Origin of the sequence: Kineococcus mangrovi, from assembly GCF_041320705.1 — a bacterium.
GTDB classification, from domain to species: Bacteria; Actinomycetota; Actinomycetes; order Actinomycetales; family Kineococcaceae; genus Kineococcus; species Kineococcus mangrovi.
This window is the reverse complement of sequence record NZ_JBGGTQ010000002.1, coordinates 42,450-61,364: the sequence shown is the minus strand read 5'-3', so window position 1 is coordinate 61,364 and position 18,915 is coordinate 42,450. Positions and strand designations below refer to the sequence as shown.

Here is an 18,915-nt window from a genome sequence, read left to right as displayed (position 1 = left end):
GGTGTGAGTGCTGCACCCCTGACCACGGTGGCGGCGCACCGGCAGTCCTGCCTGGACCTGGTGCGGCCGCTGCCGCCGCTCGACCTCGCCCTGCGCGACGCCCTCGGCTGCGTGCTGGCCGAGGACGTCGTGAGCCCCCGGGCGCTACCGGCCTTCGACAACTCCGGGATGGACGGGTACGCGGTCCGGGTGCGCGACGTGGAGGCGGCCAGCGAGGAGAACCCCGTCGGCCTGCCCGTCGTCGGCGACATCGCCGCCGGCCGGGCCGACGCGCTGCGCCTGGTGGGCGGGACGACCGCCCGCATCATGACCGGGGCCCCCGTCCCGCAGGGGACCGAGGCCGTCGTCCCCGTCGAGTGGACCGACCGCGGGGTCTCGCACGTCACGATCCGCCGCGCGCCCGCTCCCGGCCAGCACATCCGCCTGGCCGGTGAGGACGCCGCCGCCGGCACCCTCGTCCTGGAGGCGGGCACGCGCCTGGAACCCCGCCACCTCGGCGTCCTCGCCGCGCTCGGCCGCGCCCGCGTGCGCGTGCGGCCCCGGCCCCGCGTGGTCGTGGTCTCCACCGGGACAGAGGTCGTCGAACCCGGCCTGACCCTGGCCCGCGGCCAGCTGCACGACGCCAACGGCTACCTCCTCACCGCCGCCGTCGAGGACGTCGGGGCCCTGGGCTACCGCGTCGGCGTCGTCGCCGACGACGCCCGCGAGCTCGCCGCCGTCCTCGACGACCAGCTCGTGCGGGCCGACGTCGTCATCACCTCCGGCGGGGTCAGCGAAGGCGCCTACGACACCGTCAAGGAGGTCCTGTCGGCCCCCGGGGCGCACGCCGTCCGCTTCGACCGCGTCGCCGTGCAACCGGGCATGCCGCAGGGGCTGGGGACGCTGGGGGAGCAGGCCGTGCCGGTGTTCACGCTGCCCGGCAACCCCGTCAGCTCCTTCGTCTCCTTCGAGGTGTTCGTGCGCCCGGCCCTGCGCCGGATGCTCGGCGACGAGGGCCCGGACCCGCAGCGGCCCCGGGTGCGGGCCCTCGCCGGTACCGGGTGGACCTCCCCGCCCGCCAAGGAGCAGTACGTGCGCGCGGCCTGGACCCGGGACGCCGAGGGCCGCTTCGTCGTCGAACCCGTCTCCGGGCACGGTTCGCACCTCGTGACGGCGCTCGCCCGCGCCACCTGCCTGGCCGTCGTGCCCGTGGGGGTCGCGCGGGTCGAGCCCGGGGACGAGGTGGAGTGCGTCCTGCTGGGCCCCCTGCCGCCCGAGGCGGGGCTGGACGTGCCGGCGGGGCGGGCGTGAGCCAGAGTGACGCCGTGAGCCGACGGCTGACCCACCTCGACGACGCCGGGCACGCGCGCGTGGTCGACGTCTCGGCCAAACCCGTCACCGTCCGCCAGGCCCGCGCGGAGGGGTACGTGCGCTGCTCCCCGGCGGTCCTGGAGCTGCTCGCCGAGGGCGGGCTGCCCAAGGGCGACGCCCTGGCCGTCGCGCGCATCGCCGGGCTGCAAGCGGCCAAACGCACCCCCGACCTCGTCCCGTTGGCGCATCCTGTGGCGGTGCACGCCGTGGAGGTGGAGATCGTCCCCGTGAGCACGCCCGAGCTGACGGGCGTGCACATCACGGCCGCCGTGCGCACGGCCGACCGGACGGGCATCGAGATGGAGGCACTGACCTGCGTCGCCGTGGCCGGTCTGACGTTCGTCGACATGGTCAAGGCCGTCGACAAGCGGACCGTCCTGGACGGGGTCCGCGTCACGGCCAAGAGCGGCGGCCGCAGCGGGGACTGGACCGTCGATGGCTGAGCGGCCCCCGGCGCGCACGGCCCTCGTGGTGACGGTCTCGAACCGGGCCTCGGCCGGCGTCTACACCGACACCTCCGGACCCGTGGCCGTGGACGGCTTGCGGGACATGGGTTTCCGCGTCGACGGCCCGGTCGTCGTCCCCGACGGCGACCCCGTCGAGGAGGCGTTGCGCGACGCCGTCGCCGCCGGGTACGACGTCGTGGTGACCAACGGCGGCACGGGCCTGAGCCCCCTCGACCTCACCCCCGAGCGCACCCTGCGCGTGCTGGACTACCTCGTCCCCGGTGTGCCGGAGGCGATCCGCGCCGCGGGGGCGGGCGCCGGGGTGCCCACGGCCGTCCTGTCCCGCGGCGTCGCGGGGGTCGCCGGCCGGACCCTCGTCGTCAACCTGCCGGGGTCGGTCGGCGGGGTCCGCGACGGGGTGGGCGTGCTGGCGGGTTTCCTGCCGCACGCCGTCGAGCAGGTCCACGGCGGCGACCACCCCCGCGTGCCGCCCGCCGGGGCGGGGCGGTGAGCCCCGGCTGGCCCGCGGAACTGCGGGAGGGGCCGGTCCGGCTTCGCCCGCTGCGCCGGCGCGACGCCTCGGTGTGGCGGGCGGTGCGATCCGCGAACGCGTCCTGGCTGCGGCCCTGGGAGGCGACGTCGCCCGAGGGCAGCGGGCCCGCGCCGAGTTTCCCGCAGATGGTGCGGGGTTTCTCCCGCGAGGCCAAGGCCGGGCGCATGCTGCCGTTCGTCGTGGAACTCGACGGCACCCTCGTGGGGCAGATCACCGTCTCCGGCATCACCTGGGGTTCGCTGCGCTCGGCCCACGTCGGGTACTGGATCGACCGCCGCGTCGCGGGCCGAGGAACCATCCCCGTGGCGCTGGCCCTCGTGGCCGACCACTGCTTCGGAGTCCTTCGGCTGCACCGGATCGAGGTGAACATCCGGCCCGAGAACGCGGCGTCGCTCAGAGTGGCGGAGAAACTCGGCATGCGTGACGAGGGGCTGCGCGCGGCGTACCTGCACATCGACGGGGCGTGGCGGGACCACCGGACGTTCGCGCTCACGGCCGGGGAGGTCCCGGGGGGTCTGCTCGCCCGGTACCGGGCCTCTCAGCGCGCGCGCTGAGACCGGCCCGCTCCGCGGCGCGACACGCCCCCGAGTTGCAGGATCCCGGCCTCCGGTGCATCTAGCGTTTCGACCGTGCCCGCCAGCAGCCTCATCTTCCTCACCATCATCGCCTTGTGGGCCGCCTACCTCGTCCCGAACGCCATCCGGAAGCACCGGCGGACGGCCGAGGCGCGACAGGCCGACCGGGACTCCGAGGCGATGCGCGTCGTGGTGCGCCGCGGGTCCGCCCCCGTCGGGCAGGCGCTCGCGGCGGCGGCCGTCTCCGCGGCGGCGGTGGGGGCCTCCTCCCGCCCCGTCCTGGCTCCCCCCGCCGCCGTCCCCGGCCCGTCCGCGGCGCAGCCGGCACCGGTCGCGGTGCGACGGGCGTCCTCGCCGCGTCCGGCCTCGGCCGTCGTGACCCGTCGGCGCCGGCTGCTCGCGACGGCCGTCGTCCTGGCGGTGGCGGGCTGGGCGCTCGTGGCGGCCGGGCTCGCGCCGGGGTGGTCCGGCGCGGTGCCGACCGCGGGGCTGCTGCTCGTGGTGGGTGCCCTGACCCGGCACGGCGCGGCGGCGCCCGCTCGTCCGGGGCTGCGGCCGGCGACCCCGGCGGTCGTCCTGCCCCTGGCGCGCCCGACCGGTCTGCGGACCACGATCCCGGCCCCGCGCGACGAGCGTCCGTCCCCGCTGGCCGACGACCGGGGCTGGGCCCCCGTGCCGGTCCCGTTGCCGACCTACCTGCTCAAGGACCGCGCCCGCACCTGGGACCCGGTCTCGCCCGCGGTCGCCGAGGCGGCGGGGCGCGCCGTCGTGGAGGAGCCCCGGTTCATCGACCTGCGCGAGCCCGCCCGCGTCGTCAACCAGTGATCGTCCGGACCGCGGTGGTAACCGGCGTCCGGTGGGGCTGGTAGCCTCTTCTCGTCGTCGTGAGTGATCGGGACGACGAGCTGGGGCTGTGGCGCAGCTGGTAGCGCACCTCGTTCGCAACGAGGGGGTCAGGGGTTCGAATCCCCTCAGCTCCACCCAGGCGGAGGCTCTCACCGGGATCGGTGGGGGCCTTTTGCGTTGCCGGTCGCCGTTTTCCGGTGCGCGGCTGGATCATGTGCGCTCCGTGAGGGACTTGCGTCGAACGGGTGACGCGTGGCTACGATGGGTCTCGTCAGCTCACCCTTGCGTAACGATTTCGGCTCGCTGAGATCACTCGGACGGGTGCTGGCGTCCCACACCGCCGTGGGTGTCCACCAGGCCACGACGGGGGAGGGTCCATGGCTGCCGAGGAACTGCGCCTGCTGCCGAGCCAGCGACGGCGCGTGATCGATGCACCGACCGCTCCGCCGCTGCCGGAGCACGACCAGCCCTTCCTGCCCCTCGCCCTGGGGCGCTCGGCCTCGTCAACCCCGCGCGGTCAGCGCCGGCCCGTGTGGCAGCGCGAGTACAGCCGCACCATCGCCGTCTCCGACGCCCTGGCCGCGCTCGTCGGGGCCGTGCTGGGGTACCTGCTCCGCTTCGGCGACGCGCCCTACCCGGCCGGGCCCTCGGTCGCCTGGACGATGGTCCTGCTCCCGCCCGTGTGGGTGGCCTCCATGCTCCTGTTCCGCGCCTACGAAGCGCGGTTCCTCGGGGTGGGGTCGGAGGAGTTCCAGCGGGTGCTGCTCGCCGGGACGACCGTCGTCGCCCTCGTCGGCACCGTCTCGTGGGCCTTCGCGCTCGACGTGGCCCGCGGGTTCGTCGTCGTCGCCCTGCCCGTGGCGGGGCTCCTGACGGTCGCCGCGCGGCTCGCCGTCCGCCGCTACCTGCACAGCCGGCGCGCGGCGGGGGAGTGCATGCAGTCCACCCTCGTCGCCGGCCACCCCGGGGCCGTCGCCTCGCTGGTGCGGCAGGTGCGGCGCAACACCGACCACGGCCTGCGCGTCGACGGGGTCTGCACGCCCGGCGGGGGCAGCACCCCCGAGCTGGAGGCCCTCGGCGTCCCCGTCCTCGGCTCCCTGGAGGACATCGCCGTGCGGGCGCGCGAGGCCGACGTCGACGTCGTGGCCACGCTGACCTGCCCCGAGCTCGACGGTCCCGTCCTGCGCCGGCTGGGCTGGCAGCTCGAGGACACCCGCGCCGACCTCGTCGTCGCCCCCGCCCTCACCGACGTCGTCGGCCCGCGGGTGGTCATCCGCCCCGTCTCGGGCCTGCCGCTGCTGCACGTGGACCGCCCGGAGCTGCGCGGCGTCCGGCACGCCGGCAAGGCCCTGTTCGACCGCGGCAGCGCGCTGCTGGGGCTGCTGCTGCTCTCCCCGCTGGTCCTGCTCGTCGCGATCGCCATCAAGGTCGACGACCCGGGACCGGTGTTCTTCCGCCAGACGCGCGTGGGCCGGGACGGCCGCGAGTTCTCCATGGTCAAGTTCCGCTCCATGGTCACCGACGCGGAGAAGCTGCTCATCGACCTGCGCGAGCAGTCCGAGGGCAACGGCCTGCTGTTCAAGATGCGCCGCGACCCGCGGGTGACGCGGGTGGGGTCCCTGCTGCGGCGGTACTCCCTCGACGAGCTGCCGCAGCTGTTCAACGTCGTCAGCGGCAGCATGTCGCTGGTGGGGCCCCGTCCCCCGCTGCCTCGCGAGGTGGCCGAGTACGGCACGGACCTGCGCCGCCGCCTGCTGGTCAAGCCGGGTCTGACGGGGCTGTGGCAGGTTTCCGGCCGGTCCGACCTGGACCTGGAGGAGTCGACGCGGCTGGACCTGCAGTACGTCGAGAACTGGTCGCCCGCGTTCGACGTGATGATCCTCGCCAAGACGGCCCAGGCCGTCCTCGGTGGGCGCGGGGCGTACTGAGCGTGACGGGTGCGGCCACCGCGCCCCGCGGTGAGGAGTCGCGGGCGACTCGTGTCGCACGGGGCAGCCGCCTCCACGTCTTGCGTCCGTCCCCGACGACCTGGCTACTATGCGCACTGCCGGGTGACCAGAAGTGACTGCCTTGCGCCGAACGACGCGTCGATCAGAGCAACGATCCGAGGAGGAGGACGCGTGACGACCAGCACGGACCACCGGCCCGTCGAGTCGACCCCGTCCTCCCGCCCCACGCTGTCCGTCGTCGTCCCGGCCCACGACGAGGCCCGCACGCTGGCCCGCACGCTGGCCGCCCTGACCTCGGCCGCCGGCGCCGAGACCCCCGAGGTCGTCGTCGTCGCCAACGGCTGCACCGACGACACCGCCGAGGTCGCCCGCGCGGCCGGGGTCCGCGTCGTCGAGCTGGGCCAGGCCTCCAAGGCCGCCGCCCTGCGCGCCGGGGACGAGGCCGCCACCGCCTTCCCGCGCGTCTACCTCGACGCCGACATCGTCCTGACGCCCGGGACGCTGGGGCACCTCGCGGAGCGCCTGCGCCGCGGTGACGTGCACGCCGCCTCCCCGCGCATCCGGTTCGACCTGCGCGGGTCCTCCTGGCCCGTGCGGGCCTTCTACCGCGCCTACGCCGAGCTGCCCTACGTGCGGTCCGGCCTCGTCGGCCTGGGCGTCTACGGGATCTCGGAGGCGGGCCGGGCGCGGTTCGGGCGGTTCCCCGACGTGACGAGCGACGACCTGTTCGTGCAGCGGCTGTTCGCCGAGCACGAGCGCGGCACCAGCGACGGGGAGTTCCTCGTCGCCGCACCCAGGAACCTGCGCAACCTGCTCAAGGTGCGCACGAGGACCGCGTCGGGGAACGCGGAACTCAGCAGGACCGAGCACCGCACCGCACCAGGCGCCGGGGGGCGCCCGGGGACCGCCGCCGCGTCGCAGGACGCGGTGGCCGACGCCGGAGCCAGCGCCACGGGGGACGCACCACCCTTCGAGAGGTCGACGTCGGGGACGACGACCGCCCTCGCGAAGCTCGCACTGTCCCGTCCACGACTCCTTCCGTCCGCCGCCGTCTACACCGCCGTCACCGTCGCGTCCCGCATCTCCGCTCGCCGCAGGCAGACCACCGCCTGGCAGCGGGACACGTCCACTCGCTGACCGGCTCCCTGGGAGTTCACATGGTCCTCTTCTCCGGCCCCTCGCGATCGTTGTCCTTACTACGCTCTGTGACGTCCCTCGACCTCACCGCGATCGACGACCTCGGCGTGGGTTCGCGCCCCGAGCGTCAGCAGGTGAGGGTCGACGACGTCGACTTCGACGCCCTGCGCGAGACCGAGGTCGTCGACCACGTCATGCTCGCCCTCCGGGAGGGCCGCGGCGGCAACCTCATCACCCCCAACGTCGACATCCTGCGTCAGTTGCGCCGACCGCAACTGCGGGAACTGGCCGAACAGGCCGAGCTCGTCGTCCCCGACGGCATGCCCATCGTGTGGGCCAGCCGCATCCAGGGCGAGGAACTGCCCGAGCGCGTCACGGGTTCCTCCCTCATCTGGTCGCTGTCCGAGGCGGCCGCCCGGTCGGACCGGTCGCTGTACCTGCTCGGAGGCGCGGAGGGGATCGCCGAGCGGGCAGCGGACCGGTTGACCGAGAAGTACGAGGAGCTGAAGGTCGCCGGGGTGCAGTGCCCGCCCTTCGGCTTCGAACAGCGTCCCGCCCAGCTGGAACGGACGGTCAGCGAGGTCGTGGAGGCCGAGCCGGACATCGTCTTCGTCGCCCTGGGCTTCCCCAAGCAGGAACGCCTCATGCAGCTCCTGCGCGAGCACCTCCCGAACGCCTGGTTCGTCGGGTGCGGGGGCACCCTGACGATGGTGGCCGGGGAGGTCTCGCGCGCCCCGCTGTGGATCCAGCGCAGCGGGCTGGAGTGGGTGCACCGCCTCGCCATGGAGCCGCGGCGGATGGCCAAGCGGTACCTCGTGCACGACCTGCCGTACGCGGCGGGGCTGTTCGCGCGGGCCGCGGCCCGGCGCACCACGCGGCGAGCGGCGTGAACCCGGTCGGCACGCAGTCGCAGCCGAGCCCCGCGCTGGCCGGCCGGGACTGGCCCAGCGTGACCGTGGTGGTCCCCGTCCACGGGGACCGGGGTGAGCTGGCCAAGACCGCGAAGGCCCTGGCGGCGCTGGACTACCTCGGCTCCGTCGACGTGGTGGTCGTCGACAACGGGGACAACGAGGGGCTGGAGCGGAGCCTGGCCGTGCTGGAGCGGGTACAGGTGATCCGCGAGAGCACACCGGGCTCCTACGCGGCGCGGAACGCTGCGCTGGCGGCCGCGAGCGGGGAGGTCCTGGCCTTCACCGACGGCGACTGCCTGCCCCGGCCGGACTGGCTCACGGAGGGCGTCCGGCAGCTCCTGGCCTGCGAGGGGCCGGCCTTCGTCGGCGGCGCGATCGAGCTGTTCCCCGCGGTCGCAGGACGGGCCAGTTTCGCCGAGCTGTGGGACTGCGTGAACGGCCTGCGCCAGGACCACTACGTCGGGGACCAGGGGTGGGCCGCCACCGCCAACATGATGACCCTGCGTTCGACCTTCGACCGGGTCGGGCCCTTCTCCGCCTTCCTCCAGAGCGGCGGTGACCGTGAGTGGGGCGAGCGGGCCACCCGTACCGGGGTGCAGGCGGTGTTCGGTGCGACGGCCGTCGTCGACCACCCCGCGCGGCCGACCATGGCGGAGCTGCACAAGAAGGTGCGGCGCGTGACCCGCGGGGACGTGGACAAGCGGCGGGCCACCGGAACCGCCTTGTACGAACGCGGCGAGCTCACAAGCTCTCTGCGCCCCAACGTCAGGTCGACCGTCCGGACCTCGGCCAGGGTGTCGCCGGGGTGGACGCTCGACCGCGTCCGCTACGTCGCGGTCGGGCACTGGATGCAGTACTACTTCGTCGGCGCGAAGTTCGCTCACGTCCTGCGGACACGACGACTCGAGCGGGCCCCCCAGGCGACGGTCGCGACGCCCCGCGCGGACTGACCGACGTAGATGGCGCGGATCGCCGTGAAGACGCCGAGGTAGCGCAGCGTCCGCAGCCGGTCCGGGGTCGGTGGACGGCGCCAGATGGTGACCGGGGTGCTCAGCGCCAGCTTCAGGTGCGAGGCGCCCACGCCGGCGAAGTGCCGGACCCTGGGGTCGTCGACCAGGTCGACGTCGACGTGGCCGCGCGCGACCCGCAGCTGCTTGGAGATGATCTCGGACAGGGAGGCCCGCGCGGGGTGGTCGACGACCGCGTCGGCGGCGTAACGCTGCCGGAGGCCGGCGGCGGCCACCCGCTGGCCCCACTGGGCGTCGCCCCTGGACTGCAGGGAGGCGTCGAACACGCCGACCCGGTCCAGCGTCGCCCGCCACGTCAGGACGTTCGCCGTGGCGCCGAACTTCCGCTCGGCCAGGTACCAGTCCTGCTTGAACGAGTGCTGCTCCTCGTAGACCTCCGGCCCGGTCCGGGCCGCGCCGTGCTCGAACCGCAGGGCGATGGCGCCGGCGACCATGTCGGCGCGGGGCGTGGCGGACAGGGCGGCCACTCCCCGTTCCAGCCAGTCGGGGTGGGGTGAGCAGTCGGCGTCGGTGAAGGCGATGACCTCACCGGTCGCCGACTCCAGGCCCTTGTTGCGCGCCGCGTAGGAACCCTTGCGGGTCTCGCTGAGCAACCTGAAACGGGGGTCGCCGGCCGGCAGCGCTGACGCGACGTCCTCCGTGGAGTTGTTGTCGACGACCACGACGTCCACCAGCTCAGCGGGGTAGGTCTGCGCCCGCAGGGACGCCAGGCAACCCCGCAGCAGCTCCACGCCGTCGTGCACCGGCACGATGACGGTGACGGTCGGCCGGTCCGGCGCGCTCATCGGGACAGGACCTCCAGCAGTCGGTGGGCGTTGAGCTGCGGCGAGAACTCCGAGCGGACGTGCTCACGTCCCGCCGCCCCCAGGCGCGCCCGTCCCGCCGCACCGGCGTCGGCCAGGGCCGCCAGGGCGTCCGCGAGCAGGTCGGCCCGTCCCGGGGGCACGAGCCGGCCCGAGACACCGTCCCGCACGAGTTCCGGGATGCCGGCGACGGGGGTCGTCACCACGGGTGCCCCGGTGGCCATGGCCTCCATGAGGACGACGGGGACCCCTTCGGCGAAGCTCGGCAGGCAGAACACGTCCGACCAGGCGTGCAGGGCCGGCAGGTCCTCGTTGGCGACGGGGCCGACGAGGGTGACGTGGTCCTGCAGACCCCGGTCCGCGATCTGCCGACCGAGGTCGTCGTGCAGGGGGCCCCGGCCCACGATCCGCACGTCGAGGGGGACGTCGGGACGGCGGCGGCGCAGGAGGTCGATCGCGGCCACGAGGACGGACGGCCCCTTCTCCGGCACCAGCCGGCCCACGAACAGCACGCGCAGGCCCTCACCGGCCCGTCGGAGACGTTCGGCGCCGGCGTCGGCGAACCTCTCGACGTCGACCGCCATGCGCACGAGGTGGAGCTTGTCCCACTCCTGCGGGGGACTGTGCCGCATGAGCTGACCGCGGCAGAAGTCGCTGATGCAGGCGACGGCGTGGGCGGAGCGCACCTTGGCGGGCAGGTCGAACGCTTCCACCGCTTCGAACTCGGTGGGACCGTGCATGGTCATCGTCCAGCGCCACCCGGAGTCGGGGCCCTCCACGGCGAGGCCGAGCGTGACCACGAGCCGGGCCACGTCGGCGCCGTTGTTGGCGAAGTGCACGTGCACGTGGCGGATCCCGCGCTCGCGCAACGTGTCGAACAGGAGGAGGGCCTCGGCGAGGTAGAAGGCCTGCCACGTCCGCGACCGTGCGGTGGCCGGCCCCGACCGTGCCGCTCTGGCTGCGGTCCGCACCAGGCCGGGAAGACCGGTCCGCACGGTGCGCAGTCCGGCTCTGGCCCAGTCCCGGGCGGGTGAGCCCAGCAGGGTGGTGGTGGTGGCGGCCTCCGCGCGGCTGCGCGGCGACAGCTGGGTCTCGGCCGGTGCCGGCCGGACCGTGAACGTGTGCACCTGCACGCCCTGGGCCCGCAGCGACTCGACCTCGTTCTCGATGAAGGCGTGCGACAGCGAGGGGTAGCTGCTGACGAGGTAGGCCACAGGTCCGACGTCCCCTCCGCGCGTGGACACCTCGCCGTCCGCTCCTGGGGTCCGGGGGCCGGGTGGGGGGGACGGCCGATGCCCGGCCATCGCGTCGGGTCCCGTCATGCGCCGAACAGTAACCACTCCGGAGCGTCCGACACCATCGACACCTCGTGACGCCCGCGGGCCGACCGGATGACGGTCCTCATCACCTCCCCGACTATCGTGGCGGGTTCAAGCCCTCGGTCTGCTCGTGACTGCTCGGCTGGGTCGCGGACGTCGTGTCGGCGTCAGCGGGACGTGCGGAAGGCAACACCGGCAGGGACCCACCACCACTCGCGACCGGGAATCGAGAAGCACCATGACCACTCCCCCCGAGACCGTGGCGGACGTCACGGTCGTCATGCCCGCGATGAACCGCGCCCACCTCATCGGTCGTGCGCTCGAGAGCATCGCCGAGCAGACCGTGCGTCCGCGCGAGGTCATCGTGGTGGACGACGCCTCCACCGACGACACGGTGGCCGTGGCCCGCGAGCACGGCGCGACCGTGATCGAACTGCCGGTCAACGGAGGGAGCGGCCCGGCCCGGAACCGGGGCATCGAGGCCGCGACCACCGAGTGGATAGCCTTCCTGGACAGCGACGACGCCTGGCACCCCGACCACCTCGAGAGGGTGCTGGCGTCGTCGGTCGGTCACGTCCTCGTCGCCGGCGCGGGCAGTTCCACCGGAGGACGGCTGCTGGGGAACGCCTGGCGCCGTGACGTCGAACTGACGTCCATCGACCTGGTGGCACCGGGTGACCTGGTCTGCACGAGCGGGACGATCGTGCGCAAGCAGGCCCTGGTGGACGCCGGACTGTTCCGACCGCTGCGCCGGGCGCAGGACCTGGACATGTGGGTGCGCGTCCTGCAGCAGGGCTCGGGTTTGGCCTTGGCCGAGCCCACCTTCACCTACCACCTGCACGAGCAGCAGGCGATCAACGACACCGAGCTCATGCGGGAGTGCTACACCCGGATCGTCGAGCACTGCGCGGAGCAGTCCTGGTTCTCGGCCGCCGACGTCGACCGGGCGTTCACGAAGTGGCACTGGGACGACCTGCGGACCGCTCAGGCCGGTCGTGACGTCGGTGCGGTCGCCCACCACGCCGGGTGGTTCGTCCGGCGACCGCACACGTGGAGTTCGCTGTCCAAGCTGCTGCGGGGTCGGCGTCTGAGCAGGACCCGCGGCTGAGTCACGGGCGGACGTGCCCCGCGGGTGCGCCGTAGTCCACGGGGAGCGCCTGCAGCCGGTCCCAGGGGAAGTTCTTCATGATCGCGTAGCTGGGCTTGCCCTGCATCAGCCCCGTCCACGGGTTCACCCCCGTGTCGGCCTTCACCGCGCTGGGGCTCTCGGCGACCACCGCGACCGCCCCGGCCCGGTCGGTGACGATGAAGCCGTACTTCTGGGCGGCCTTGGCGATCGCCTTGGCGATCGGCGTCAGCTTGAGGGCATCGACGTTCACGGCCGGGTCCAGCCGGAAGCGCAGGCCCTCGGGGATCGCGTCAGCTGCGGTGTCGGTGCCGTCGCTGCGCTGCGCGGGCCAGCTGAAAGTGCTCGACTCCTGCACGTCCACCAGTTGCAGGGACAACGCGTGGTCGATCACCCCCGCCTGCGCGTCACCGATGAGGACCGACCCGCCGGAGACGGCCAGGCCGGACGCGGCCGCGCCCCAGTACCCGTCGAAGTACCCCGGGCTCGTGGAGACCCCGTCGATGCGACCGCCCCAGCACGCCTGCCAGGTCCCCTTGACGCGCTTGGCCTTCCAGAACTCCCAGAGCTGGTCGGTCTCGGGCGAGTAGATGGTGAGTTGCCCGTCGGTCCCGGCGGCGGGAACGGCGTTGCTGGGGATCGGCACCTGGGAGAACTGCCCACCCTCACCCAGGAGACCGCTCGGCGTGTACGGCTTCCGCTGGCAGTTGTTCCACACCACGTCCACCCGTCGTTGCGTGGAGTCGACGGTGTAGATGCTGGTGCCGTACTGGTTCACGTTGAAAGCCGCCGTGCCGTAGTTGGCCGCGACCTGTTCGACCACGTTGTTCACGAGTGCGGGGGAGTCCGGGTTCAGCGAGGCCTTGCTGACGTCGGTCCGCCACACGCTCGTCGCCGAGAAGATCCCCCCGGTCGGGGCCTGGTCCGCGATGACGGCGGAGGTTCCCGCGAGGGAGGGGGAAGCGGACAGGGTGAGGATGCTGGTGGAGGCGACGAGGCAGAGGAACGCCTTCTTCATCATGCGCACGGGAGATCCTTGGGGGGTTCGGGGGGCGGGGACCCTACAGGGATCGGCCGAGCGGCGGGGGCGCCACATCGACCAGGAGTGCGAACCTGTTCGGAGCAACCGGTTCACGCTGCCGGGTGGGGCCTGCGGCAACGGCGAAGAGCCCCACCTCCCGGAGTGGGAGGCGGGGCTCTTCGGCACAAGGGGTGCGGTCGATCAGAGGTTCTTGCCGTAACCGGCCGGCAGGGCCTGCATCTTGTCCCACGGGAAGTTGGCGAAGATGCTGTAGCTGGGCTTGCCCTTCATGAGCGACTTCCAGGGGTTGACCCCCGTGCTCGCCTTGACCGCGCTGGGGCTCTCCGCGGTGATCGCGACGGCACCCCCCTTGTCGGTGACGATGAAACCGTACTGCTGCGCCGCTTTCGCCACCATCCTGGCGATGGGCGTCAGCTTGAGCGAGTCGACGTCGACGCTGGGGTCCAGACGGAACCTGGTCCCCTCGGGGATGGCGTCCGGCGACTTGTCCTGCCCGTCGCTGCGCTGGGCGGGCCAGCTGAAGTTGGTGTAGATCGCGGCGTTGACGACCTGCAGGGACAGTGCGTGGTCGATGACCCCCGCTTGCGCGTCCTTCACCAGGACGGCCCCGGCGGAGACGGGGAGGCCGGTGGCGCTGGCGCCCCAGTACCCGTCGAAGTGCCCCCGGCTGGTGGACACGCCGTCGATGCGCCCACCCCAGCACGCCTGCCACTTGCCGTCGACCTTCTTGGCCTTCCAGAACTCCCACAGCTGGTCGCTGGAGGGGGAGTAGATCGCCAGGTGGTTGTCGGTACCGGCGGCGGGCACGGCGTCGTCCGGGATCGGGACCTGCGTGAACTGCCCGCCCTCACCCAGCAGACCCGAGGGGGTGTAGTTCTTGCGCTGGCAGTTGTCCCAGATGACGTCGACGCGGGACTGGGACGCTCCGACGGTGTAGATGCTCGTCCCGAAGGAGTTGACGTTGAAGGCGGCCGCGCCGTAGTACTTCTGGACCTGGCCGGCCAGGTTGGCCACCAGGGCGGGGGAGTTCGCGGCGACGGGGGCGGAGGAGACGTCGGTCTTCCAGACGCTGGACTTGCCGAACACCCCGCCGGTGGGGGCGGAGTCGGCCAGCACGGAGGTGACCCGGGGGGCGCTCGCGACCGCCCGTTGCTTGGCCGTCACGGTGACGGGGCCGGCGCCCGCGGAGGCGGCCGGTGCGATGGACACGACGGTTGCGGCGACGAGTGCGGTGGCTGCGACGAGGGACAGCGGCTTGCGCATGGGATGGGCTCCTGGCGAGAACGACGGTTGCCTCCCATGCATCGGGCAGCTTCTCGCCTCCCCTGCGTCCTGAGGGACGCATTCCCCGCCGTTGCACACGACCGGGTGACGACTCCGGGGGCGGGAGTCACTCTGGGTGGAGGTGCCACGGGGCAGGCGCCTCGACGGCCCCTGCCCGGTCGGAGCAGTGCGTCACCGTGACGCTGCGTCCGTGCTCGAAGCCCCGGTGCCGCCGGTCGTGGACGACGGTGCGGCGGTCCGGTGACACTGCGTCGGGGGTGCGACCGCCGTGTGGACGGAAGGTGACGACCGTGCGTCCGTCCTCCGTACCGGTGGCCACCGGACGGGGGAGGGTAGTGCTCTGCGTGACAGGATCGTGCCCATGAGCGAGCAGCGGACCCCGACGGCCCGGAAGAGCGCCCGTCCCCGATGGATCGCTGCGGGTGGTGTCGTCGTCGTCCTGGCCCTCGTCGTCGTGGCGCTGCTCGTCCACGGAGGAGGATCGCCGACGCCGGGTCCGACGGAGCGGAACGACGACGTGGCCCTCCCGGCGGACTACCCGTTCTCCGCCGAGAGCGTGTGGCGCCAGGACATCAGCGACGCGCCCGTGGCCGACAACTCCGCCGCGCAGGTGGCGGAGATCGCCGAGCAGGTCGAGAGCCGGCACGACGGCGTGGCCGCGTTCAACGTCAACCGGTTCCAGGTGTCCTTCTACACCGTCGGTCCCGACCAGCCTCGTGTCGACGTGGACTGGGACGACTGCCAGAAGAAGGGGTACACCCCCAAGGGTCTGCTGGGTGAGGACGGGCAGTTCACGGACGTCCCGATCCCGGACGACGCCGTCCCCGCCGCCGGGACCGACGGCCAGCTGACCATCTACTCGCCCGAGACCGACCAGCTCTGGGAGTTCTGGAAGGCGGAGAAGACCGACTCCGGGACGTGGCAGGCCTGCTGGGGCGGGCGCATGGACGACGTGTCACGTTCTCCCGGGTACTTCGACGGGGGGTTCGGGTCGAGTGGCACGGGTCTGGGACTGGCCGGAGGCATGGTGTGGGTCGACGACGCCCGGAGCGGGACGATCGACCACGCCCTGTCCTTGCAGTTGACCGCAGCTCGCCACTGGAAGACCTTCAGCTGGCCGGCCCAGCGCAGCGACGGGAACGACCGGGACGAGGACGCGGTCCAGGAGGGGACCCGTTTGCGGCTCGACCCCGACGTGGACGTCGACCAGCTCGGGCTGACGCCTCTGGCGGCCATGATCGCCCGGGCCGCCCAGAAGTACGGCTTCATCGTCACCGACCGCGCCGGGTCCGTCGCCATCACGGCCGAGAGCGGGCAGGAGCTGGCGCAGGACAACCCCTGGCCCGCTCTCATGGGGGACGCGAAGTCCTACGAGGTCATGGCCGGCTTCCCCTGGGAGGACCTGCAAGCCCTGCCGCGCAACTACGGCAAGCCGAGCCGGTCCGCGAGCCCGTCGGCGGGAGGCTGACGAAGGCCCCGCCCCTGGCTCCTGGCCCCGGGCCGAGCGGCTAGAGACCCCCGAGCTCGCTCGAGAGGGTCTCGGCCACCTCGACGGCGCGGGTGACCACCTCCGGCACGCGGTCTCCCGGGCGCCGGGACTTCACGATGCGTGCCGGGTTCCCCGCGACCACCGTCCACGGTGGGACGTCGGCCACGACGACGGAGCCGGCGCCGACGATGGAACCGGTCCCGATGCGGCGGCCGGGCAGGATCGTGCAGCCGGCTCCGATCCAGACGTCGTCCTCGATGACGATCGGCCGGTCGGGACGGAACCCCTGCTGGTTCATCGGGACGTCGACGGCGGCCGTCTCGTGGGCCGATGCCAGCAGGATGCAGCGGGGACCCATCATGACGTCCCGGCCGATGTGGACCGGGCCGATGACGAGGGCGTCCATGCCGATGTCGGAGCGGTCTCCGAGCCGGATCCCCTTGCCGGAGCCGAACCAGGCCCCGTGTTCGACGTTCACGTCGTCGCCGCACCGGTCGAGCATCGCCCGGGCGCTCAGCGCGCGCAGGCGTCGCGCGGCCCGCCCACCGGGACGCGGTGACCAGGGCAGGTGTCTCGTCAGCGCCAGGTAGGAGGCTGCTCCCGCGAGCCTGCGCGCGCGGGCCACGGCCCGCGTCAGGGAGGCGTCAGCGTTCCGGGCCGGGTTCGCCCCCGACGCTGGGTTGTCGGTCGTCATCGGGTCGCCCCTTCGTCAGGTGGGGGATGAGCGCGATCCCCGCCAGCATCCAGACCAGGGAGTTGGGCAACGGGTAGGGCGTCGGACTCAGCAGTATCGTCACACCCCAGACCGCTGTGACGGCGGTCGACAACGACCGCCAGCCGAGCAGGTCCGGTTGATCCTCAGCGTAACCGCGTTGGAAGACCGCCCGCACCGGTCCCAGCAAGATGCAGGCGACGAACACCGCAGCGCCGGGCAGACCGATCTCGGCGGCGCGCCCCAGCAGGACGTTGTGGACCTCGATGTCGACGTTCGTGATCGGGTAGGTGTCCGCCTGACGCACCCAGTCGCGGGACACGTCGATGAACCGCAGCCAGCCGACTCCCGTCAGCGGGTGCTCCTCGACGATCCTCAGCGCGGCAGCGTTGGTGTTGGCCCGGTCGTAGACCGAGCGAGTGGTTCCTGCGCGTTCGTCCGTGCTCTGGCTGAGCCCGGGGACGACGGCCAGCAGGGCGACCACGAGGACCGCGGTGCCTGCGAGGACCGCGGGCAGCAGCCGCCGCCCGCGTCCGGAGCCGAGCATGGCGACGACGATGCCGCCCACGGTTCCCACCCAGACCGAGCGTGTCAGCGACTCCAGCACCCCGGCACCGGCCAGGACGACGGTGGCCACGGCGACGGCGCGCCACGCACCCCGGAACCGGGTGGCGACGAGCGCCGCGGCGAAGGCGGTCGCCGAGCAGGCCATCCCCATCGCCTCCGAGGCGACGAAGGGACCTCGCGCCCGGCCGAACTGGATGCCGACCGACGGGTCGGAGACGTAGCTGGGGAAGACCAGGCTCCACACCTTCAGGGTCTCCATGAGGGCCGTGAAACCCAGGTACAGCCCCAGGAGGGTGAGCGCCTTCAGGAGCAGGTCGCGCCGGGCGACGGTGTTGAAGACCACCGGGGCGACGGCGAAGAGGAGGAACGGCACCACCAGCCGGTCGAGCAGGGCGAACAGACCCCGGGTCTGGAACAACGTCGAGTGCCCCGCGGCGGAGACCGTGGCGATCAGGACCAGGGCGACCATCGCGACGTGGGCCGGCCGCAGCCGCAGCGTCGTCCGACGCCAGGCCCAGGGGTCGAGGACGAGCAGCACCATCCCGAGCCCGAAGAACAACCGGTCGAGCCCCACCGGGAGGTGGAAGGCGTCCCAGTGACCGGAGAAGACGTTGAACAGGACGGCTGCGACGAGGCACCACAGGTACAGGGGGCGCGCCGGTTCGGCGTCGTCCTCCACCGGGGGAGCGCTCTGGGAGGTGGACCGGTGGCGCGGGGACGCCGACCCCGCAGCGGGGCCGGTCACCGGCGCGGTGCCCCGGACGCCGTCTCACTGGTGGGGGTCGTCGCGGGCTCGGACCGGTCCGGTGACTGGTCGGTGTCCACGACGACGGTCTGCGAGGTCCGGCGGCGGTCCAGGTGGACCGCGACGGCGAGAGCGACCAGGAACCCGGCGGCCGCGCCGACCAACCCGAACCGCTGGATCGCGCTGGACCGGTTGTCGCTCGCCAGCTGCCCGCTGCGGATGACGCGCAGGCCCCCCGCGACCGGGACCCTCGTCACGGCGCCGCGGTACTGCTGGCTGAGACCGAGCTGCTGCACGGTGAGGACGTCGACCTGGGCGGAGGCCTGCTCGACCGCGGCCTTGGCGGCGTCGATCACCGGCTGCGGCGCCTCGCCGGCGGTGACCGACGCGAGGTTGGCCTCGGCGTCCGCCAAGGTCTGCTTGGCCGCCGCGACGCGGTTCGACATGTCCGTGTACTGCTGCAGCAGCTGGTCGGAGTCGTTCCCCGACACGGCGTTGACCTGGTCGACCAGCTGCTGGGCCACGGCTTGCGCCCCGGTGGTGGCGGCCTCCTCCGTCTGCGCCTGGACCTCGATGCGGATGACGCTGGACCCGGGGATGGGCGAGGCCGAGACCCTCGACACGTCATCGGCCGCACTCCCCAGCAGGGGGGCGATCGACGCCTGCGCCTGGGCGTCGTTGACGTAGCGGCTGACGTCCGACGCGAGCTGGTTCGCCCCGGTGGAGTACCCGGCCACCAGGCGCGCGTCCAGGCTCTCGCTCCCCACGGCCACACGTGCCTCACCCGTGTAGACCGGCGTCCTGAGGAGGGCTGCCACGACGCCGAGGGCGGCGCCGGCGACGATGATCAGAACGGCCAGCCAGCGACGGGCGGCCAGCGCCCGCAGGGGTGTGGTGGGGGTGCTGCGGACTGCTTCAGCCACGGAGACTGCTCCATCTGTCTCGGGGAGTGGTGCGAGCGGTAGTCGCATCGGGGCAGAGAGTACCCAGAACCGTGCGGGAGTTGCCGTCACGGGAACCAGGACCGCACGAT

General features: G+C 73.1%; 18 protein-coding genes and 1 tRNA gene. 12 read left to right on the top strand and 7 right to left on the bottom strand.

Annotated features, from left to right (window positions below; genetic code table 11):
- The first annotated feature begins 3 nt into the window (after positions 1 to 3).
- The 10 genes from glp to AB2L28_RS03295 all read left to right on the top strand — a co-directional run bounded on the left by glp (position 4) and on the right by AB2L28_RS03295 (position 8,717).
- Entirely contained in the window at positions 4 to 1,290 is a 1,287-nt protein-coding gene (gene glp / locus AB2L28_RS03340) for a molybdotransferase-like divisome protein Glp (RefSeq protein WP_370717320.1), read from the top strand.
- Between the two features lie 14 nt (positions 1,291 to 1,304).
- A complete protein-coding gene (gene moaC, locus AB2L28_RS03335; RefSeq protein WP_370717319.1) occupies positions 1,305 to 1,793 on the top strand; it encodes a cyclic pyranopterin monophosphate synthase MoaC in 489 nt (162 codons plus the stop codon).
- The gene (locus AB2L28_RS03330; RefSeq protein WP_370717318.1) at positions 1,786 to 2,307 is read left to right on the top strand and encodes a MogA/MoaB family molybdenum cofactor biosynthesis protein; all 522 of its coding nucleotides are present in this window, start codon (positions 1,786 to 1,788) and stop codon (positions 2,305 to 2,307) included. Before moaC ends, AB2L28_RS03330 begins: the two co-directional genes overlap by 8 nt.
- On the top strand, positions 2,304 to 2,903 hold the full coding sequence (locus tag AB2L28_RS03325; RefSeq protein WP_370717317.1) for a GNAT family N-acetyltransferase: 600 nt from the start codon (positions 2,304 to 2,306) through the stop codon (positions 2,901 to 2,903). Before AB2L28_RS03330 ends, AB2L28_RS03325 begins: the two co-directional genes overlap by 4 nt.
- 75 nt (positions 2,904 to 2,978) lie before the next feature.
- The gene (locus tag AB2L28_RS03320; protein ID WP_370717316.1) at positions 2,979 to 3,749 is read left to right on the top strand and encodes a SepX/GlpR family protein; all 771 of its coding nucleotides are present in this window, start codon (positions 2,979 to 2,981) and stop codon (positions 3,747 to 3,749) included.
- An 82-nt stretch (positions 3,750 to 3,831) separates the two neighbouring features.
- Positions 3,832 to 3,904: transfer RNA gene (locus AB2L28_RS03315), tRNA-Ala, on the top strand.
- Positions 3,905 to 4,147: 243 nt separating this feature from the next.
- The gene (locus AB2L28_RS03310; RefSeq protein WP_370717315.1) at positions 4,148 to 5,698 is read left to right on the top strand and encodes a sugar transferase; all 1,551 of its coding nucleotides are present in this window, start codon (positions 4,148 to 4,150) and stop codon (positions 5,696 to 5,698) included.
- A gap of 192 nt (positions 5,699 to 5,890) precedes the next feature.
- A complete protein-coding gene (locus tag AB2L28_RS03305) occupies positions 5,891 to 6,856 on the top strand; it encodes a glycosyltransferase family 2 protein (protein ID WP_370717314.1) in 966 nt (321 codons plus the stop codon).
- Between the two features lie 68 nt (positions 6,857 to 6,924).
- The gene (locus tag AB2L28_RS03300; RefSeq protein ID WP_370717313.1) at positions 6,925 to 7,746 is read left to right on the top strand and encodes a WecB/TagA/CpsF family glycosyltransferase; all 822 of its coding nucleotides are present in this window, start codon (positions 6,925 to 6,927) and stop codon (positions 7,744 to 7,746) included.
- Positions 7,743 to 8,717 carry a glycosyltransferase gene (locus AB2L28_RS03295; RefSeq protein ID WP_370717312.1) on the top strand — a complete coding sequence of 325 codons (975 nt, stop codon included), beginning with the start codon at positions 7,743 to 7,745 and terminating at the stop codon, positions 8,715 to 8,717. Before AB2L28_RS03300 ends, AB2L28_RS03295 begins: the two co-directional genes overlap by 4 nt.
- On the opposite strand, the gene AB2L28_RS03290 is transcribed toward AB2L28_RS03295, so the two are convergent.
- Both AB2L28_RS03290 and AB2L28_RS03285 read right to left on the bottom strand, forming a co-directional pair.
- A complete protein-coding gene (locus AB2L28_RS03290) occupies positions 8,648 to 9,580 on the bottom strand; it encodes a glycosyltransferase family 2 protein (RefSeq protein WP_370717311.1) in 933 nt (310 codons plus the stop codon). The two genes, AB2L28_RS03295 and AB2L28_RS03290, sit on opposite strands and share 70 nt — an antisense overlap.
- Complete coding sequence (locus tag AB2L28_RS03285) at positions 9,577 to 10,842, bottom strand: glycosyltransferase family 4 protein (protein WP_370717310.1); 1,266 nt, start codon at positions 10,840 to 10,842, stop codon at positions 9,577 to 9,579. The genes AB2L28_RS03290 and AB2L28_RS03285 overlap by 4 nt, the downstream gene beginning before the upstream one ends.
- A gap of 313 nt (positions 10,843 to 11,155) precedes the next feature.
- Between AB2L28_RS03285 and AB2L28_RS03280 the strand changes: the two genes are divergently transcribed.
- Entirely contained in the window at positions 11,156 to 12,025 is an 870-nt protein-coding gene (locus AB2L28_RS03280; RefSeq protein WP_370717309.1) for a glycosyltransferase family 2 protein, read from the top strand.
- 1 nt (position 12,026) lies between these two features.
- On the opposite strand, the gene AB2L28_RS03275 is transcribed toward AB2L28_RS03280, so the two are convergent.
- The gene (locus tag AB2L28_RS03275; protein WP_370717308.1) at positions 12,027 to 13,070 is read right to left on the bottom strand and encodes a DUF4124 domain-containing protein; all 1,044 of its coding nucleotides are present in this window, start codon (positions 13,068 to 13,070) and stop codon (positions 12,027 to 12,029) included.
- 195 nt (positions 13,071 to 13,265) lie between these two features.
- Positions 13,266 to 14,348, bottom strand: a complete 1,083-nt coding sequence (locus AB2L28_RS03270; protein ID WP_370717307.1) for a DUF4124 domain-containing protein — start codon at positions 14,346 to 14,348, stop codon at positions 13,266 to 13,268.
- Positions 14,349 to 14,730: 382 nt separating this feature from the next.
- Here AB2L28_RS03270 and AB2L28_RS03265 point away from each other — a divergent pair, with 382 nt between their 5' ends.
- Complete coding sequence (locus AB2L28_RS03265; protein ID WP_370717306.1) at positions 14,731 to 15,837, top strand: DUF4124 domain-containing protein; 1,107 nt, start codon at positions 14,731 to 14,733, stop codon at positions 15,835 to 15,837.
- A 40-nt stretch (positions 15,838 to 15,877) separates the two neighbouring features.
- On the opposite strand, the gene AB2L28_RS03260 is transcribed toward AB2L28_RS03265, so the two are convergent.
- The 3 genes from AB2L28_RS03260 to AB2L28_RS03250 form a co-directional block, all read right to left on the bottom strand.
- Positions 15,878 to 16,552, bottom strand: coding sequence for an acyltransferase (locus AB2L28_RS03260; RefSeq protein ID WP_370717305.1), 675 nt, complete (start codon positions 16,550 to 16,552; stop codon positions 15,878 to 15,880).
- Positions 16,503 to 17,816 (bottom strand): O-antigen ligase family protein, encoded by a 1,314-nt coding sequence (locus tag AB2L28_RS03255; protein ID WP_370717304.1) that lies wholly within the window; start codon positions 17,814 to 17,816, stop codon positions 16,503 to 16,505. The genes AB2L28_RS03260 and AB2L28_RS03255 overlap by 50 nt, the downstream gene beginning before the upstream one ends.
- Positions 17,817 to 17,878: 62 nt before the next feature.
- Entirely contained in the window at positions 17,879 to 18,805 is a 927-nt protein-coding gene (locus AB2L28_RS03250) for a Wzz/FepE/Etk N-terminal domain-containing protein (protein ID WP_370717303.1), read from the bottom strand.
- Positions 18,806 to 18,915 lie beyond the last annotated feature (110 nt).

What these genes read in the sequence shown, in the direction of transcription:
- AB2L28_RS03330 (WP_370717318.1), top strand. Translation starts at nt 1,786, where the DNA reads ATGGCTGAGCGGCCCCCGGCGCGCACGGCCCTCGTGGTGACGGTCTCG.
- AB2L28_RS03310 (WP_370717315.1), top strand. Translation starts at nt 4,148, where the DNA reads ATGGCTGCCGAGGAACTGCGCCTGCTGCCGAGCCAGCGACGGCGCGTG.
- AB2L28_RS03290 (WP_370717311.1), bottom strand. Translation starts at nt 9,580, where the DNA reads ATGAGCGCGCCGGACCGGCCGACCGTCACCGTCATCGTGCCGGTGCAC.
- AB2L28_RS03280 (WP_370717309.1), top strand. Translation starts at nt 11,156, where the DNA reads ATGACCACTCCCCCCGAGACCGTGGCGGACGTCACGGTCGTCATGCCC.
- AB2L28_RS03270 (WP_370717307.1), bottom strand. Translation starts at nt 14,348, where the DNA reads ATGCGCAAGCCGCTGTCCCTCGTCGCAGCCACCGCACTCGTCGCCGCA.
- AB2L28_RS03265 (WP_370717306.1), top strand. Translation starts at nt 14,731, where the DNA reads ATGAGCGAGCAGCGGACCCCGACGGCCCGGAAGAGCGCCCGTCCCCGA.
- AB2L28_RS03260 (WP_370717305.1), bottom strand. Translation starts at nt 16,552, where the DNA reads ATGACGACCGACAACCCAGCGTCGGGGGCGAACCCGGCCCGGAACGCT.